Here is a 16002-nt window from a genome sequence, read left to right on the forward strand (position 1 = left end):
CGACAAGCCCGGGAGGCACGATTCATGAGTGAGCGAGCTCTTCGCGGCACGCGCCTCGTGGTGACCAGCTACGAGACGGACCGCGGCATCGACCTGGCCCCGCGCCAGGCCGTGGAGTACGCATGCGAGAAGGGGCACCGTTTCGAGATGCCCTTCTCGGTCGAGGCGGAGATCCCGCCGGAGTGGGAGTGCAAGGTCTGCGGTGCCCAGGCACTCCTCGTGGATGGCGACGGCCCTGAGGAGAAGAAGGCCAAGCCCGCGCGTACGCATTGGGACATGCTGATGGAGCGGCGCACCCGCGAGGAACTCGAAGAGGTCCTCGAGGAGCGCCTGGCCGTTCTGCGCTCCGGGGCGATGAACCTCGCGGTTCATCCTCGGGACAGCCGCAAGAGCGCCTAGTCCCCGCGAGGCTCGGCCGCGCGACATATCGACCGCGGGCGCCGCACGTGATCTTCACGTGCGGCGCCCGCGGTCGTCGGCATGCCCGGGAGCCGGGAAACCTGAAGAAGCGGGCAACGGCTGCGAGCCACAGTGGGTCCTGTGTCCCGCAGCCGTTGCGCTGTCCGAAGGGTGCCGCAGCCGTGTGCGGTCTTCGGAGTGCGGCTCAGCCGGTCAGCGGGGGGCGGGGCTCCGTCGGGTCCGACGGGGAGTCGCCGGGCTCGTCGCGGCGGATCACCTCACCCTGGACGATCTTGCCGTCCGGGTGGTGGATACGGGCCTGCTGGAAGGCGTCGCCGAGGCCGCCGTCGGAGGTGGCCCGCAGCCTGCGGTCCAGGGACCGCTCGGCGCGCTTCCCCAGCGCCTTCTGCACCGGCGGGAGCACCAGGACGAGGCCGACGGCGTCCGAGATCAGTCCGGGGATCATCAGCAGCAGGCCGCCGAGCATGAGGAAGCCGTTGCCGCTGCTGCCCTCCGAGGGGGAGCCGCCCCGTTGCAGCGTCTCGTTCAGTTTCCGGAACGCCCGCCGGCCCGCCCGTTTCACGATCACCGAGCCGAGGACGAAACCGGCGACCAGCAGCAGGAAGACGGTGAGGCCGTTGGTCGCGCCCGCGACCATGGTCAGCAGCCAGATCTCCAGCACCACCCACACGGCGAGTCCCAGCGGCAGCCAGGTCCGCAGCCGGGAGCGTCGGGGCCGTGCGGAGGACGGAGAGGTGGAAACGCCAGTCGTCATGCCTCCAGTGTGCCCGGCCCCGGCTCAGCGCGGGATAAGCGCCTGATCAGCCCCGGCTGTGCGGGACCCGGCGGTCGGCCCCCGGCACGCGCACCGCCGGTCCGCGTGCCGGCCCCTCAGACCTCGCTCTGCGGCTTCGCGCGGTCCGCCGCGTCGGCGCCCCGGCCGCCCGGCTTCGCCTTGCCGGTGATCTTGCCGACGCGCTCCCCCACACCCCACGCCGTGACCCGCCACAGGGCCTCGACGAGGATGTCACGGCTCATCTTGGAGTCGCCCAGTTCCCGCTCGACGAAGGTGATGGGGACCTCGACGACATGGAACCCGGCCTTCACGGCGCGGCGGGCGAGGTCGACCTGGAAGCAGTAGCCCTGGGAGGCGACCTCGTCGAGGCCGAGGCCTTGGAGGGTCTCGCGGCGGAAGGCGCGGTAGCCGCCGGTGATGTCGCGCAGCGGCAGATCGAGCGCGAGGCGCGAGTAGAGGCTGCCGCCGCGGGAGATGAACTCGCGGGACTTGGGCCAGTTCACCACGCGCCCGCCCGGCACCCAGCGGGAGCCGAGGACCAGGTCGGCGCCCTTGAGCGCGGTGAGCAGGCGGGGCAGTTCCTCGGGCTGGTGGGAGCCGTCGGCGTCCATCTCGATCAGGACGCCGTAGTCGCGCTCCATGCCCCAGTGGAAGCCCGCGAGGTAGGCGGCGCCCAGACCCTCCTTGCCCTTGCGGTGCAGGACGTGCACCTGCTCGTCCTCGGCGGCCAGCTCGTCGGCGAGCTTGCCGGTGCCGTCCGGGCTGTTGTCGTCGGCCACGAGAACGTGCGCCTCGGGAACGGCCTTGCGCACCCGGCCGACGATGCTCTTGATGTTCTCCGCCTCGTTGTAGGTCGGGATGATCACCAAGGCTGTGCCGAGCGGACCGAACTGCCTCCCCTGGGCCTTGGCCTCGAGGGTCCCGTCGCCGTCGTTCACTGCTGCCCCTTCATGTCAATACGCAGGGGACCACCATAGTCGGCGCGCCCCGCACCGACGTGACAGGACGTACGTACGGCAGGCGGCGATTTGGGAAGAGCGGGGACAAGCGACCGCAATCGGGTCGCGATGTACGGCACCTCGGGCGCGGTCCTGCCCCGTGGCCCCGCTCCGCGAGCGGCCCGGCCGGGCGGCCGGTGCGGTGCCCGGGCGGCGGGTGCGGCGGATGGGGGCCCGGTGTCCTTCGGGCCGGCCCGGGACCCGCTGGCTGCGGATCGGCCGGGGCCGTTGTCTACTGAACGCCCGGGCCCCACCCGGGTCACACCTCCCCGACCGGCCGGAACCTCCTTCGCCGGCGCGGGCACCGAGCCTGGCTCCCTGACCCGGCGGCGCTCGGCGAGTGCGGACGGTCGCCGGTCGGGCGTCCTGGGGTGGACCCGCCGAACCTACCGGCCCCGGACGGTCGCCTGTCAACAGCCGTTCGACCTGCACCGGAGCCCGTGCCCCGCAGGTCAGGGCGGGGGCGGCGCGGGGTGGACGACTCCGGGGCACCACCCTCGCGGCGCGGCGCCCGGCTCGTGGATCACTCGCCCGGCCGTACGTACACGGTCCGGCCGCCGACGACGGTGCGCAGACAGACCGGCAGTTCCTGGCCGGGGCTGAGGTCGGGCAGGCCGGGGGTGCCGGAACGGGGGTCGGTGGACCAGCGGGCCACGCGGTCGTCGGGAGCCTGCACCACCAGCTCGCCGGTGCGCCACACGGCGTAGTCCGCGGGCGCGCCGGGCACCAGGACGCCCGCGTCGTCGCGGCCGGCGGCGCGCCAGCCGCCGCGGGTGTGCGCCGTGAAGGCGGCGCGGACCGAGATCCGGTGCTCCGGGGTGCGGTGGAAGGCGGCGGCGCGGACGGTGCCCCACGGGTCGAGGGGGGTGACGGGGCTGTCGGAGCCGAAGGCGAGGGGTACGCCGGCGCGCAGCAGCGCGGCGAAGGGGTTGAGGGTGCGGGCGCGCTCGGCGCCGAGCCGCTGGGCGTACATGCCGTCCTCGCCGCCCCACAGCGCGTCGAAGGCGGGCTGCACGGACGCGGTGAGGCCCAGCTCGGCGAAGGCCGCGATGGTCTCGGGGGTGACCATCTCGGCGTGTTCGACGCGGTGGCGGGCGGCGCGGACGCGGGCGAGGCCGATCTTCTCGGCGGCGGCGCGCACGCCGTCGATCACGGCGGTGACGGCGGCGTCGCCGATGGCGTGGAAGCCGGCCTGGATGCCGGCCTCGGTGCAGGCGACGACGTGCGCGGCGACGGCGTGGGTGTCGAGGTAGGCGGTGCCGGTGTGGGCGGCGTCGGCGTACGGCTCGTGCAGGCAGGCGGTGTGGGAGCCGAGCGCGCCGTCGGCGAAGAGGTCGCCCGCGGCACCGGCGGCGCCGAGTTCCCGGGCCCGTTCGACGTTCTGCTCGGCCCAGTAGCCGACGACGCGCGGGCCGGGTTCTTCGGCGGCGAGGGCGAGCAGGCCGGTGAAGTCGTCCTCGGAGGAGATCTCGGGGCCGCCGCACTCGTGGATCGTGCCGATGCCGAGGGAGGCGGCGCGGGCGAGGGCGGCGCGCTGGGCCTCGGTGCGCTGCTGCGGGCTCACGGCGGCGAAGGCGGCGGCGCGGGCGGCGTGGTGGGCGTCGGCGGTGAGGGGGCCGTCGACGGGGCCGATGCCGGGCACGAGATCGAGCAGGGCGGTGGTGACGACCGCGGAGTGGACGTCGATGCGGGACAGGTACAGGGGCCGTCCGCCGGTGGCCTCGTCGAGTTCGGCGCGGGTCGGGGGGCGTCCGCCGGGCCAGCGGGAGGCGTCCCAGCCGTGGCCGAGCAGGATCCGGTCGTGCGGGCGGGACGCGGCGAAGGCGCGGACGGCGTCGAGTGCCGCCTCCAGGGTGGGCGCGTCGGACAGGTCGAGGCCGGTGAGCGCGAGGCCGGTGCCGGTGGTGTGGACGTGGGCGTCGGTGAAGGCGGGGGTGACGAGGGCGCCGTCGAGGTCGATCACCTCGTCGACGCCGGCGGCGAAGGCGTCCGCGGCGCCCTCGGAGCCGACCCAGGCGACCTGGCCGCGTTCGACGACCATGGCGGTGGCGAAGGGATCGGCGGGGCTGTGGACCTCCCCGCGGCGCAGGAGGACGGTCTTCGGCTGGGCGGTGCGCTCACTCATGGGCACCAGTGTCCCGCCCGGGGCGGGTGGGGCTGCGGGCAGGTCGGTCAGATCCGCGGCGGGCGTGCCTCGTACGGCGTGGACAGCACGACGGTGGTGCGGGTGGACACCCCGGCGAGCGAGCGTACGCGGGCGAGGAGTTCCTCGAGTTCGTGCGGGGTGGCCACGCGGACCTTGAGGATGTAGTTCTCGTCGCCGGCGACGCTGTGGCAGGCCTCGATCTCGGGGACGCCGGAGAGCCGGTCGGCGATGTCGTCGGGGGCGCTCGGGTCGAACGGCTTCACCGAGATGAACGCGGTCAGCGGCAGCCCGACGGCCTCCGGGTCGACGACGGCGGCGTAGCCGCGGATGACGCCCCGCTGTTCCAGCCGGCGCACCCGCTGGTGCACGGCCGATGTGGACAGGCCGGTGGCCTTGCCCAGGTCTGTGTAGCTCATCCGCCCGTCCTTGACGAGCAGCTGCACGATCTGACGGTCGAGCTCCTCCATGGCGCAGAACCTACAGTGCCGCCGATCGCGTCGGATACCGGTGGTGGCGCGCGGGCCCACGGTTCCGGACAGCGGCAGGGGCGGTTCTGACCCGATCGGGGGAACGGACGGGAGGGGGCGGCGTGGGGGACTCGGAGGCTTCGGTGGACACGCGCGCGCGGCATGTGACCAACGCCACACCCTTCGAACGGTCTCCGTAATGTTCCCGTGATTACCCGGGAGACCGGACGGGAAGTGCTTGCTGTGGTCGAGGCCGCAGCGCCTTCACGGCCCAGCCCGAGGGGGAGAATCCCATGCAGAGTCTTAAGCGCCCTGGTCGTTCTGTGTCCAAGAGGCAGCAGCCGGTCGTCGAGCCCGAGCCGGAGGGCGTCGAACCCGACGCCTTCGAGGACGACGACTACGACGCGTACGACACCTTCGAGATGTACCGGGTGATCTGCCCGGACTGCGCGCAGCCGATCGCGCTGCTGGCCGGCGAGGAGGTCCTGCCGGAGCACGCGCTGTGTGCCTCGCCGTGGAACCCGTTCGGCCTCACGGTGTGCGCGGGCACCGGCCGCCGCGCCTCCGAGGCCCGGCCCGCGGACGAGACCGTGGAGCCCCAGGAGCAGGACACGGCCCTGCTGCTGACGCTGCCTCAGGGGCTGGACTGGCGGATGCAGCCCTTCTCGCACGTCGGCGGCCCGGGTTCACGCCCGATGCGCATGCCGTCGATGCGCCGGGCGGCCTGAGCGCCGTCGCGCGCGGCCGGGCGGCCCGACCCGCCGGCCGGCCCGAGCCATTCGACGTGCCCCGCACGGAAACGGCCGCGGGACCGTCGCCGTCCGCCCCCGCCGTACGCCCCGGAGGCTTCCGGGGCACCGGTTCCATTCCGCGCACCGGCCCGCTGAGTGCGACGGTGCGCGGATTCCGTTGTACGGCGGGCAAGTTGACGTCCTGTCGGACAGGGCGGGCTCGGCGGCGGGAGCGCGCGCGAACTCAGAGTCGATTCCGGGAGCCGGTGACCTGTCCGCCCCACGGCGCGTTGCCCTGGTATGACCCGAACCTCTACGGTGACCGGACATCAGCGTCTCGTCTTCGTCCCGGCACCCGCAGAATCGGTTCCCCGGGCCGACGTCTCGCGGCAGCCCCAGGACCCGCCCATCTACCGGGAGTTGATGCGGACGTGGGCCGAGCGGGGCCGCACCCTGCCGGGCCGTCACGACCCCGAGTGGGTGCGGCTGGCGGCGCCCCTGGTCCGACCGGGGCAGTTCAGCGGGTTCCGGTTCGCGCCCGACGGCGAGCGGTGATCACCGAGCGCCTGGCCGGGCGGGTGCCCTCCGCGCGTACCGCGCCGAGCGCCTCCCCCGCGACGGAGCCCACCGGCTATGTGCCGTCGCGGCGGGCCGGCGGCGGGGCCGGCAGGGAGGGTTCCAGCTCCTCGACGGCCCGCAGGGTGCCCCCGAGCATCTTGACCAGCAGTTCGCACATCGTCGCGCGGGACAGCTCGGGCCGGTCGATCCAGTCGAGGGTGGCCCCCTCGACCGCGCACACCCAGGCGAGCAGGCCCGTACGGGCGGCCGGCGCGATGTCGCCGTGCCCGTAGGCGCCCTCGGCGATGGTCGCGACGATCGCCTCGCGCACCGAGTCCCGCACGGCGTGCACCTCGGCGTCGAAGCCGACGCCGCCGCTGACGATGGTGCGGTAGGCGGCGTGGTTGTGCTCGGCGTAGCGCAGATAGCCGTCGATGGTGCGGTGCACACGATCCACCTGGGGCAGGTCGGTGCCGCTCGCCGCGAAGGTCACCAGGTCGGCGACGGAGTCCTGGACGATGGCCAGGTAGTAGCCGCGTTTGGACTGGAAGTAGTAGTAGATCAGCCCCTTGGCGACACCGGCGTGGCGGGCGATGTCGTCCATGGAGAGGGCGTCGTACGACGTGTCGGCGAACAGCTTCCGCCCGATCGCGAGGAGCTCGGCGCGGCGGGCCAGCGAGCGCTCGGTGCCGCGGGCCCGGGGGCGGGGGACGGCGTCGTACTGACGGCTGATGTTCACTTTCGACCCTGGATTCCTGCGGGCGGCGGGACCCCCGCAGTATGTCAGGTCGGCTATGTCTCAGGTCACAGCGGACCGGTGTCCGGGGTCACACCAGCCCGAGCTGGGTGACGAGCATCGCCAGGACCACCACGAGGGTCCAGCCCAGGGCGTGTTCGAGGATGTTCGGTCCGTCCTCGCGCGGCCCTCCGGTGCGGGCGCGGGCGGCGGTGGCGGAGTGTGCGCTCATGGTGTCTCGCTCGGGTCGTGCGGTTGCGTGCGGTCGACCCGTCCACCTTGCCACCGTCCGCGCCCGGCGCGGAGGGAGAGGTTCCTCACGTGGCCCGCGTCACGTCAGCGGATGCCGACGGCGGCGAGCGCCTTGCGCTGGACCGGGCTGGGGTGCGCCGGGAAGTAGAGGTAGCAGACACCGCCGGTGCCGGAGACGACCTTGCCGGAGGCGTTGTACCGCTTGGTGCGCAGCCAGATGTTCTCGAACTCGCGGCGCCGGTACACACGCCGCACGGAGTCGTTGCTGGGCGAGGCGGGGTCGTTGGCGATGACGTCGCCGTCGGCGGTGAAGCCGATCACCGTCATCAGATGCCCGGAGGTGCCGTACCCGGCCCCGGTCAGCTCGGTGCTGAGGAACGACTGGGAGGTGATGGCGGGGATGCCCGCGGCGATCAGCATCTCCAGGTCGGTGAGGGAGCCCAGGCGGGTCACGACGCCCTGGAGGCCGTCGAAGGTGGCGGCGTAGGCGGCGTTGAACGGCCAGTTGCCGCATCCCGCGTACTGATGATCGTAGGTGTGGCGGGCGGCGTGGCAGATCTGCGGGTCGGCGTACGTGGGATCGACCCAGGACAGCTGCTCGGGGGTGAGCCGGCCGCCCCAGTACTCGATGATCATCTGCGAGGAGCTGGGGCTGCACCAGGCCTCGCCGCCGTTGTCGTACTCGGGGTACTGGCCCTTGTGGATCTCCTGCGAGTAGCGCGGGACGCGCAGTTCGCGGGCGAGAGCCGGGGTGCTGGCGGGGACCTCGAAGCGGTCGGGGATGTCGGAGCCCATCGCTCCGACCCGCCACACCTTCGGGGTGGTGCCGGACCCTGGGCGGCGGTACAGCGTCAGGCGCAGCCGGTACGAGAGCAGGCGCAGGCCCGAGGCCGGGTCGTCGATGGCGAAGGTGTCCGTCCAGATGCTGCTCCTGCCGTCGCTCTGGTCGTCGACGGAGGTACGGCGGATGTCCTGGTCGCCTGCGGCCCAGCGGCCCATCACGTACCAGGGCGTGGTGGTGCCGTCGGAGTAGATGCCCTGGAGTTCGGTCTGGAGCCAGGTGCCGGCGGGGGTGTGCGCGTTCCAGGAGGCGATGACCTCGGTGGCGGGCACGCGGAGCCGGTGGACCGGCGAGGCCCAGGTGGCGTACTCCCAGGCGGCGGTGGTGCCCGTGTGCGGGTCGGTGTAGTCGGTGGTGCCGGCCGGCGTGCCGATCACGAGGCCGGGACGGGCGCCCGCGACGGCCCGGGTGCCGTGCGTGGTGCCGCCGCGCCAGTCGGTGTACGTCGTCCAGGCGCGGTAGTCGACGGGTCGGGCCGGGGCCGTCCTGCCGCGGTGCCCGGCGGCGGTGGCGGTGCCGGCGAGGGCGGGTACGGCCGCGACGGCGGCCACGGCGGTCAGCAGCGTTCTGCGGGACGGCTGTTCGGCTCTGCTCATCGGCGAAAACCCCCATGTGTCCGGGTCGGGGCAGGTCCAGTGGACGGTCAAGTCCGGGTGTGTGCGCCAACTATGGCGGCACGCGGGCGCTCCTGCCAGCACCTCGGGGCATGACAAGCCCACCAATATTGGTCTGCACCACTGGCGCGACCTGGGCGGAGGCACCCTCCACGCGCGCGTGCCACGGACCGCACCGGCGAGATCGCCGCGCTGCCGCTCGGGCACCCTCCACGCGCCTGCCACGCCGCCCGTGGCGTCCGTCGGGGCCCCGTAGACTCGGCGCGGTCCTGTCGTACCCACCCCGGGAGCGGTCATCGAGCACCTCGCCGCCTTCCTGCGCCGGCTGCCGCCGTCCTGCGGTCCGGTCCGGCTGATCGCCGTCGACGGGCACGCCGGGTCCGGGAAGTCGACCTTCGCCGCACGGCTCGCCGAGGCGCTCGGCGGCGCACCGGTGCTGCACCTCGACGACATCGCCAGCCATACGGAGCTGTTCGCCTGGACGGAGCGGCTGCGCGAGCAGGTGACCGATCCGCTGTCGCAGGGACGGACCGCTCACTACACGCCGTACGACTGGCGCGCCCGGCGCTTCGGTGAGCCGCGCGCCCTGCCCGCCGCGCCGGTGGTCCTCGTCGAAGGTGTGGGCGCGGGGCGGCGCGCGCTGCGGGGGCTGCTCGCCCGGCTGCTGTGGATGGACGTACCCGCCAAGACGGCGTGGACCCGCGGGCGGGCGAGGGACGGGGCGGAACAGCGGGAGTTCTGGGACGGCTGGGTCGAAGCCGAGCGGGAGCACTTCGCGAAGGACCCTTCACGCCCGTACGCGCATCTGCTGGTGCGGCAGGTGCCCCAGGGGTACGAGGTGCTGCCGGGGCCCGCCGCGGAGCACCCGGTCATCACCCATGGTGACGGGCCACCCCCGATGTGGTGAAGTGGTGAAGACCCTTGCGCGGGAAGTTGCGTGAGGCTCCCAACTCCGCTTGACCCAGGGCCCGTACAGGTCTTACGTTCTCAATGTGCGGCTTTCGACAGCCGCCGGCAGACGCGAAGCCCCCGGTTGTTCCCCCGTGATCGGGGGCTTCGTTCTGCCCGCACGCCCCGCGCGGTCCCGTTCTGTGGACGCCACGTGACATCACACCATCACCCTCGGTCACCAGTTCGTGTGCGCCCCCGTCCGCTCCCACCCCGTCGAACGCACCCCGCCACACCCTTCGGCGGCACAGTTCCCGCGGGTACGATGCCCTCGGTGCGACCTACGGACGACTGTCACGCGCACCTTGCAACTCCGGTCCGCGGCGCAGCGGTTCGACGAAGGAAGCCGACGGGCGACGGCCCGGGGGCACACCGACGGGGGCACGGTCTGTGGGGGACGTGATGGACTTCGGCACGCAGGGCCCCGAGGCCCCGGCCGACCTCGCCTGGTTGCGGGGTGTGGACGCCTACACCATGGGCGCGTATCCGCAGGCGGAGGAGGAGTTCCGGGCGGCGGTGCGCATCGACCCGGGGATGGCCGACGCCTGGCTCGGACTGCACGCGCTGCGCGTCGACACGACGACCGCGCTGCTGCGGATGTACCGCCACCGCGACCGCTTCGGCGAGCAGCGCGCCCGGCACCGCCGCAAGCTCAACTCCTGGTACTGGCTGGGCTGGTGGGTGCAGCCGGTGCTGGAGAGCACCCGCGATCTGCTGCTCGCGCACGCCTCGCACTGGCTGGACGGCCGGCACGTGCCCGAGCTGGACCGGGCCCTGGCAGGGCTGCCACCGGTCGACACCGACCCGCAGGTGAGGTTCCTGCACGCGTGCCGCGCCTACCTGGTGAAGGACTGGGAGCAGCTGGTGCGGCACACCGACCCGCTGCTGGACGATCCGCTGCTCGGTATCGAGGCGGGGCTGTTCGGCGGCATGGCCCGGGTGCGTCTGGAGATGTACGGGCAGGCGGAGCCGCTGCTGTCGGCCGCGCTGATGCGCTGCCGCAGCGAGCAGCCGCAGCGCAAGGAGCTGCGCTACTGGCTGGCCCGCGCGCACGAGGGCACCGGGCGGTCCGCCGCCGCGCTGCCGCTGTACCGGGCGGTGCACCGGGTGGACCCCGCGTTCATGGACACCGCGGCCCGCCTCGCCGCGATCTCGGAGGGCGACGGATACGACGATCACGCCGAGCTGGGTCTGCTGCTGACCGGGGCCGGCGGTGAGGGCGCGGACGCGGCCGACGGGCTGGAACCGCTGTACGACGCCGAGGGCCGTGATCTGAAGGTGTCCGACCCGGAGCCGCCCGCCGGCCCGCCGCCCGCGGCGGCCGATCCGGCAGTGCGGGAGAAGACGACCGCCGCGCCGGTGACCCTGCCGGCCGGGCCGACCGACCCGGGCTTACTGGAGGAGGCGCTGGCGGAGCTGGAGCGCATGGTGGGCCTCGAGCCGGTGAAACGCCAGGTCAAGGCGTTGTCGGCACAGCTGAACATGGCGCGGCTGCGGGCCGGTCAGGGGCTGCCGGTGCAGCCGCCGAAGCGGCACTTCGTCTTCTCCGGCCCGTCCGGCACCGGCAAGACCACCGTCGCCCGCATCCTCGGCCGGGTCTTCTACGCCCTCGGGCTGCTCGGCGGGGACCATCTCGTGGAGGCGCAGCGGGCCGACCTGGTCGGCGAGTATCTCGGGCAGACCGCGGTGAAGGCCAATGAGCTGATCGACTCCGCGCTCGGCGGGGTCCTCTTCGTCGACGAGGCGTACTCGCTGTCCAACTCCGGCTACGGCAAGGGCGACGCGTACGGGGACGAGGCGCTGCAGGTGCTGCTGAAGCGGGCCGAGGACAACCGTGACCATCTGGTGGTGATCCTCGCCGGTTACCCGGAGGGCATGGACCGGCTGCTGGCCGCCAACCCCGGCCTGTCGTCCCGGTTCACCACTCGCGTCGACTTCCCCTCGTACCGGCCGCTGGAGCTGACCGAGATCGGCAAGGTGCTCGCCGCGGAGAACGGCGACCAGTGGGACGAGGAGGCCCTGGACGAGCTGCGGTCGATCGCCGGGCATGTCGTCGATCAGGGGTGGATCGACGAGCTGGGCAACGGGCGGTTCCTGCGCACGCTGTACGAGAAGAGCTGCGCCTACCGGGATCTGCGGCTGTCGGCGTACGCGGGCCCGCTGTCCCGGGAAGATCTGGCGACGCTGCGGCTGCCGGACCTGATGCAGGCCTACGGCGAGGTGCTCAGCGGGCGGGGGCCGCAGGACCCGCTGTCCTGACGGCCCCCGCCCGGGCACGGCACGAGGAGAAACCTTACGACGCGAGGACCGGCTCGCCGGGTTCCTCCCGGTGCGCGGGGTCACGGACCTCGCCGACGAGGAGTTCCAGTACGTCCTCCAGGGTGACCAGGCCCAGCACCCGGCCGCCGGCGTCGGCGACCTGCGCGAGGTGGGTGGCGGCGCGGCGCATGACCGTGAGGGCGTCGTCGAGGGGCAGTTCGGACCGCAGCGTGGCCATCGGCCGCCAGATGTGCTGCGGCACGGCCCGCTCGGAGTCCTCCAGGTCGAGGACGTCCTTCACATGCAGATAGCCCATGAAGGCGCCGGACTCGGTGGCGATGGGGAAGCGGGAGTAGCCGGTGCGGGCGGTCAGTTCGACGATCTGCCCCGGGGTGACCGAGGGCGGGACCGTGATCAGGTCCTCCCGCTTCAGCAGGACGTCCGTGACCGGGCGGGAGCCCAGTTCCAGGGCGTCCTCCAGGCGTTCCTGCTCCTCCGGGTCGAGGAGGCCGGCCTGCCCGGAGTCCTCCAGCAGGCGGTTGAGCTGCTCGCTGGTGACGACGGCCTCGACCTCGTCCTTCGGTTCGACGCGGAAGAGCCGCAGGATGCCCTGGGCGCAGGCGCCGAGGAACACCGTGATCGGGCGGCACAGCCGGGCGAACCACACCAGTCCGGGGCTCAGCCACAGCGCGGCCTTCTCCGGGGCGGCCATGGCCAGGTTCTTCGGGACCATCTCGCCGATGACGAGGTGGAAGAAGACGACTGCCGCGAGCGCGATGACATAGCCGAGCGGGTGGATCATGCCGTGCGGCAGATGGATCCACTCGAAGACCGGCTCCAGCAGGCGGGCGACGGTGGGTTCGGCGACCGCGCCCAGGGTGAGCGAGCAGACGGTGATGCCGAACTGGGCGGCGGCCATCATCTGCGGCAGCCGCTCCAGGCCGTACAGCACCTGGCGGGCGCGGGCGGTGCCGAGCGGTTCGATCTGGCTGCGGCGGACGGAGACCAGAGCGAACTCGGCGCCGACGAAGAAGCCGTTGGCGAGGACGAGCAGCGCGGCGAAGAGAAGTTGGAGCACGGTCATCGGGCGGTCTCCATCGCGTTCGCGACCGGCGCCGTGCGGACCAGGCGGACCCGTTCGGCGCGGTAGTGGCCGACCTGGCGCACGGAGAGCCGCCATCCGGGCAGCTCGGCGCGGTCGCCGGGGGCCGGGATCCGGCCGAGCAGGTCCGCGACGAGACCCGCGACGGTCTCGTACGGCCCTTCGGGCACGGTGAGGCCTATGCGCCGCAGGACGTCGACGCGGACGCCGCCGTCGACGTCCCAGGCGGGCCGGCCGTCCTCGGGCGGGGCCGGGGCGAGTTCGGGCAGGTCGTGTCCGTCGTGCTCGTCGCGGACCTCGCCGACGAGTTCCTCGACGATGTCCTCCAGGGTGACCACGCCCGCGGTGCCGCCGTACTCGTCGACGACGACGGCGATGGGCTGCTCGCTGCGCAGCCGGGCCAGCAGCGGCTGCACCGGCAGCGTCTCGGGGACGAGCAGCGCGCGCCGGGCGATGCGGCCGACGGGGGTGCGCAGCCGGTCGTGGACGGGGACGGCGAGGGCGTCCTTGAGGTGGACCATGCCGACGATCTCGTCGATCTTCTCCCGGTAGACGGGGAAGCGGGACAGGCCGGTGGCCCGGGTGAGGTTGACGACGTCCTCGGCGGTGGCCGACGACTGAAGGGCGCTGACCTTCACGCGCGGGGTCATCACATGCTGGGCGGTCAGTTCGCCCAGTGACAGGGTCCGCACGAACAGGTCGGCGGTGTCCTGTTCCAGCGCGCCGGCCTGCGCGGAGTGCCGGGCGAGCGAGACCAGCTCGCCGGGGGTGCGGGCGGAGGCCAGCTCGTCGGTGGGCTCGACACCGAGCGCGCGCACCAGACGGTTGGCGACGGCGTTGAGGCCGGCGATGACCGGTCGGAACAGCCGGGAGAACACATGCTGCGGGCCGGCGACGAAGCGTGCGACCTGGAGCGGCTTGGAGACCGCCCAGTTCTTCGGCACCAGTTCGCCGATCACCATCTGCACGGCGGACGCGAGCAGCATACCGACGACGACGGCGACACCGCCGACGGCGCCCGAGGGGATGCCGATCGCGGTGAACGGGCCGTGCAGCAGCTCGGCGAGGGCCGGTTCGGCGAGCATGCCGACGACCAGGGAGGTGATGGTGATGCCGAGCTGAGTGCCGGACAGCTGGAAGGACAGCTCCTTCAGCGACTCCACGACCCTGTGGGCACGGGCGTCGCCCTCGGCGGCGGCCTTCTCGGCGTCGGGCCGTTCGACCGTGACGAGGCCGAACTCGGCGGCGACGAAGAAGCCGTTGGCGAGGATGAGCAGAAGAGCGGCTGCCAGGAGCAGCAGGGGGATGGTCATGATGCCGCCGCCTCCGCGTGGGCGCGGACCGGGTCCGCGCTATGTCGGGAGGGGGCGGCGCAGGTACTACAGGACGATCCGTCCATCGCCGGAGAGGGTCACTCCTCGGATAGCAGGAACCCCCGGGCGCCGGGCGGCACGCAGGGGTGGAGGCGCAGCGAGAACGTCTCCGCCTCACAGATTAATCAAGACTGGGCCCGCAACGGCAGGGTGGAGGTCCCCCAGTCAGCCCTGACAATGCCCTGAGCCGTCCCTGAGACGGCGGCCGGGCACGGGCCACCGGCCCTGCGGGGACTGGGCCGTCGGGCGGCGGGAGGGGGGTTCGGGCCGGCCGGCGGGCGTGCTCGGCGTGTGGCCTACGTCTCGTCCGGCCGCCCGACGGGTCGGCCGCCCCGGCCGGTCGGCCGACGTACGGGCGGTCCGCTCGCCCCGCGGACCGCCCGCCCTGTGGTCGGACCGGCGGCCGGGGTGCGCCGCCCGTCAGCCCTGCGGCCGGTCGGGCTCCGGTACGGTGCGGGCCTCGACGAGCGCGTTGAGGGTGCGCGCGTCGGCGATGGCCTGCTGCTTGGCGATGCCGGGCTGGATGCCGAGCGCGGGCAGGCTGGTGCCGTCGCTGAGGTTGAGGAACACCCACGGGTCGCCGACCCGCAGGTTCACCTTGATGATCTCCGCCCACTCCAGCCGGCGCGTACTGGCGAAGTTGACGACGGTCACCCCGGATTCCTCGGCGACGACCTTGGGCCGGGACAGCCACAGCAGCACACCGAAGATCAGCGCGCCGGTGACCACGAAGCTGAGCTTCTCCCCCGGGCCGAGCCGCTCCAGGAGCAGCCCGACCGCGGAGATCACCACGAAGATGACGGCGCCGGCGGTGAGCAGCACCGCGCGGGTACGGGTCGGCCGGAAGGTGACGGGGAGTTCGGGAAGGGGCGGGAGGTCGGACATCGGTGGCCTCTTAGAGACGGCAGGCGTGGATGGCCGTGGTCAGGATGGCGCGGGCGCCGATCGCGTACAGGTCGTCCATGATCCGCTGGGCTTCCTTGGCGGGGACCATGGCGCGGACGGCGACCCAGCCCTCGTTGTGCAGCGGGGAGACGGTCGGCGACTCCAGGCCGGGGGTGAGGGCGACGGCCTTCTCGAGCTGCTCGACGCGGCAGTCGTAGTCCATCATCACGTAGGTCCGGGCGACGAGGACGCCTTGGAGGCGGCGCAGGAACTGCTGAACCTTGGGCTCCTCGCCGTCCGCGCCGGTACGGCGGATCACGACGGCCTCGGACTTCATGATCGGCTCGCCGAAGACCTCCAGGCCGGCGTTGCGCAGCGAGGTGCCGGTCTCGACGACGTCGGCGATGGCCTCGGCGACGCCGAGTTCGATGGCGGTCTCGACGGCGCCGTCGAGGTGGACGACGGAGGCGTCGACGCGCTGCTCGGCAAGGTGCTGGGTGACGATGCCCTCGTACGAGGTGGCGATCGTGCGGCCCTTGAGGTCGGCGATGGTCTCGGCGGTGCCGGGCTTGGCGGCGAAGCGGAAGGTGGAGCGGGCGAAGCCGAGCGGGAGGATCTCCTCGGCGTCGGCGCCGGAGTCGATCAGCAGGTCGCGGCCGGTGATGCCGATGTCGAGGCGGCCGGAGGAGACGTAGATCGCGATGTCGCGGGGGCGGAGGTAGAAGAACTCGACCTCGTTCTCCGGGTCGACGATGCGCAGTTCCTTGGACTCGCGGCGCTGCTGGTAGCCGGCCTCATGCAGCATCTCCGCCGCAGGGCCTGACAGGGAACCCTTGTTGGGGACGGCGATGCGCAGCATGAGGTCGGCTTCCTTTGCGTGAAGGGGTGTGTTCTTGC

At 72.9% G+C, this 16002-nt stretch carries 16 protein-coding genes; 5 read left to right on the forward strand and 11 right to left on the reverse strand.

Annotated elements, in window-relative coordinates; genetic code table 11:
- Positions 1-24 precede the first annotated feature (24 nt).
- Complete coding sequence (locus MTQ10_RS00830; RefSeq protein WP_010357981.1) at positions 25-399, forward strand: RNA polymerase-binding protein RbpA; 375 nt, start codon at positions 25-27, stop codon at positions 397-399.
- Positions 400-604: 205 nt separating this feature from the next.
- Here the strand turns inward: MTQ10_RS00830 and fxsA are convergent, their stop codons facing one another.
- From fxsA to MTQ10_RS00850, 4 genes are all read right to left on the reverse strand, one after another.
- Entirely contained in the window at positions 605-1174 is a 570-nt protein-coding gene (gene fxsA / locus MTQ10_RS00835; protein ID WP_247461147.1) for an FxsA family membrane protein, read from the reverse strand.
- Between the two features lie 116 nt (positions 1175-1290).
- Positions 1291-2133 carry a polyprenol monophosphomannose synthase gene (locus tag MTQ10_RS00840; protein WP_247461149.1) on the reverse strand — a complete coding sequence of 281 codons (843 nt, stop codon included), beginning with the start codon at positions 2131-2133 and terminating at the stop codon, positions 1291-1293.
- Between the two features lie 583 nt (positions 2134-2716).
- On the reverse strand, positions 2717-4318 hold the full coding sequence (locus MTQ10_RS00845; RefSeq protein ID WP_247461151.1) for an amidohydrolase: 1602 nt from the start codon (positions 4316-4318) through the stop codon (positions 2717-2719).
- Between the two features lie 47 nt (positions 4319-4365).
- A complete protein-coding gene (locus MTQ10_RS00850) occupies positions 4366-4806 on the reverse strand; it encodes an Lrp/AsnC family transcriptional regulator (RefSeq protein WP_247461152.1) in 441 nt (146 codons plus the stop codon).
- A gap of 293 nt (positions 4807-5099) precedes the next feature.
- On the opposite strand from MTQ10_RS00850, the gene MTQ10_RS00855 reads away from it, so the two are divergent.
- Positions 5100-5534, forward strand: coding sequence for a hypothetical protein (locus MTQ10_RS00855; RefSeq protein WP_247461154.1), 435 nt, complete (start codon positions 5100-5102; stop codon positions 5532-5534).
- A 303-nt stretch (positions 5535-5837) separates the two neighbouring features.
- Positions 5838-6092, forward strand: coding sequence for a hypothetical protein (locus MTQ10_RS00860; RefSeq protein ID WP_247461156.1), 255 nt, complete (start codon positions 5838-5840; stop codon positions 6090-6092).
- A 76-nt stretch (positions 6093-6168) separates the two neighbouring features.
- Here the strand turns inward: MTQ10_RS00860 and MTQ10_RS00865 are convergent, their stop codons facing one another.
- From MTQ10_RS00865 to MTQ10_RS00875, 3 genes are all read right to left on the reverse strand, one after another.
- Positions 6169-6834, reverse strand: coding sequence for a TetR/AcrR family transcriptional regulator (locus tag MTQ10_RS00865; protein WP_247461158.1), 666 nt, complete (start codon positions 6832-6834; stop codon positions 6169-6171).
- An 88-nt stretch (positions 6835-6922) separates the two neighbouring features.
- Positions 6923-7063, reverse strand: coding sequence for an SCO1431 family membrane protein (locus MTQ10_RS00870; RefSeq protein ID WP_247461160.1), 141 nt, complete (start codon positions 7061-7063; stop codon positions 6923-6925).
- 104 nt (positions 7064-7167) lie between these two features.
- The gene (locus MTQ10_RS00875) at positions 7168-8520 is read right to left on the reverse strand and encodes a peptidase C39 family protein (protein WP_247461162.1); all 1353 of its coding nucleotides are present in this window, start codon (positions 8518-8520) and stop codon (positions 7168-7170) included.
- 313 nt (positions 8521-8833) lie between these two features.
- Between MTQ10_RS00875 and MTQ10_RS00880 the strand changes: the two genes are divergently transcribed.
- Together MTQ10_RS00880 and MTQ10_RS00885 are read left to right on the forward strand one after the other, a co-directional pair.
- Positions 8834-9445, forward strand: a complete 612-nt coding sequence (locus MTQ10_RS00880) for a uridine kinase family protein (protein ID WP_247461215.1) — start codon at positions 8834-8836, stop codon at positions 9443-9445.
- 443 nt (positions 9446-9888) lie between these two features.
- Positions 9889-11745 carry an AAA family ATPase gene (locus MTQ10_RS00885; protein ID WP_247461163.1) on the forward strand — a complete coding sequence of 619 codons (1857 nt, stop codon included), beginning with the start codon at positions 9889-9891 and terminating at the stop codon, positions 11743-11745.
- A 34-nt stretch (positions 11746-11779) separates the two neighbouring features.
- Here MTQ10_RS00885 and MTQ10_RS00890 read toward each other — a convergent pair whose 3' ends face one another.
- The 4 genes from MTQ10_RS00890 to hisG all read right to left on the reverse strand — a co-directional run bounded on the left by MTQ10_RS00890 (position 11780) and on the right by hisG (position 15964).
- Positions 11780-12829, reverse strand: coding sequence for a hemolysin family protein (locus MTQ10_RS00890; RefSeq protein ID WP_247461165.1), 1050 nt, complete (start codon positions 12827-12829; stop codon positions 11780-11782).
- Positions 12826-14160: a hemolysin family protein gene (locus tag MTQ10_RS00895; RefSeq protein WP_247461167.1), complete on the reverse strand. Its 1335-nt coding sequence runs from the start codon at positions 14158-14160 to the stop codon at positions 12826-12828. The genes MTQ10_RS00890 and MTQ10_RS00895 overlap by 4 nt, the downstream gene beginning before the upstream one ends.
- 480 nt (positions 14161-14640) lie before the next feature.
- Positions 14641-15105 (reverse strand): PH domain-containing protein, encoded by a 465-nt coding sequence (locus MTQ10_RS00900; protein WP_247461169.1) that lies wholly within the window; start codon positions 15103-15105, stop codon positions 14641-14643.
- A 10-nt stretch (positions 15106-15115) separates the two neighbouring features.
- On the reverse strand, positions 15116-15964 hold the full coding sequence (gene hisG / locus MTQ10_RS00905) for an ATP phosphoribosyltransferase (RefSeq protein WP_247461171.1): 849 nt from the start codon (positions 15962-15964) through the stop codon (positions 15116-15118).
- Positions 15965-16002: the final 38 nt, after the last annotated feature.

This window comes from Streptomyces sp. XM83C (assembly GCF_023072675.1).
In the GTDB taxonomy this organism is placed as follows: domain Bacteria; phylum Actinomycetota; class Actinomycetes; order Streptomycetales; family Streptomycetaceae; genus Streptomyces; species Streptomyces thermocoprophilus.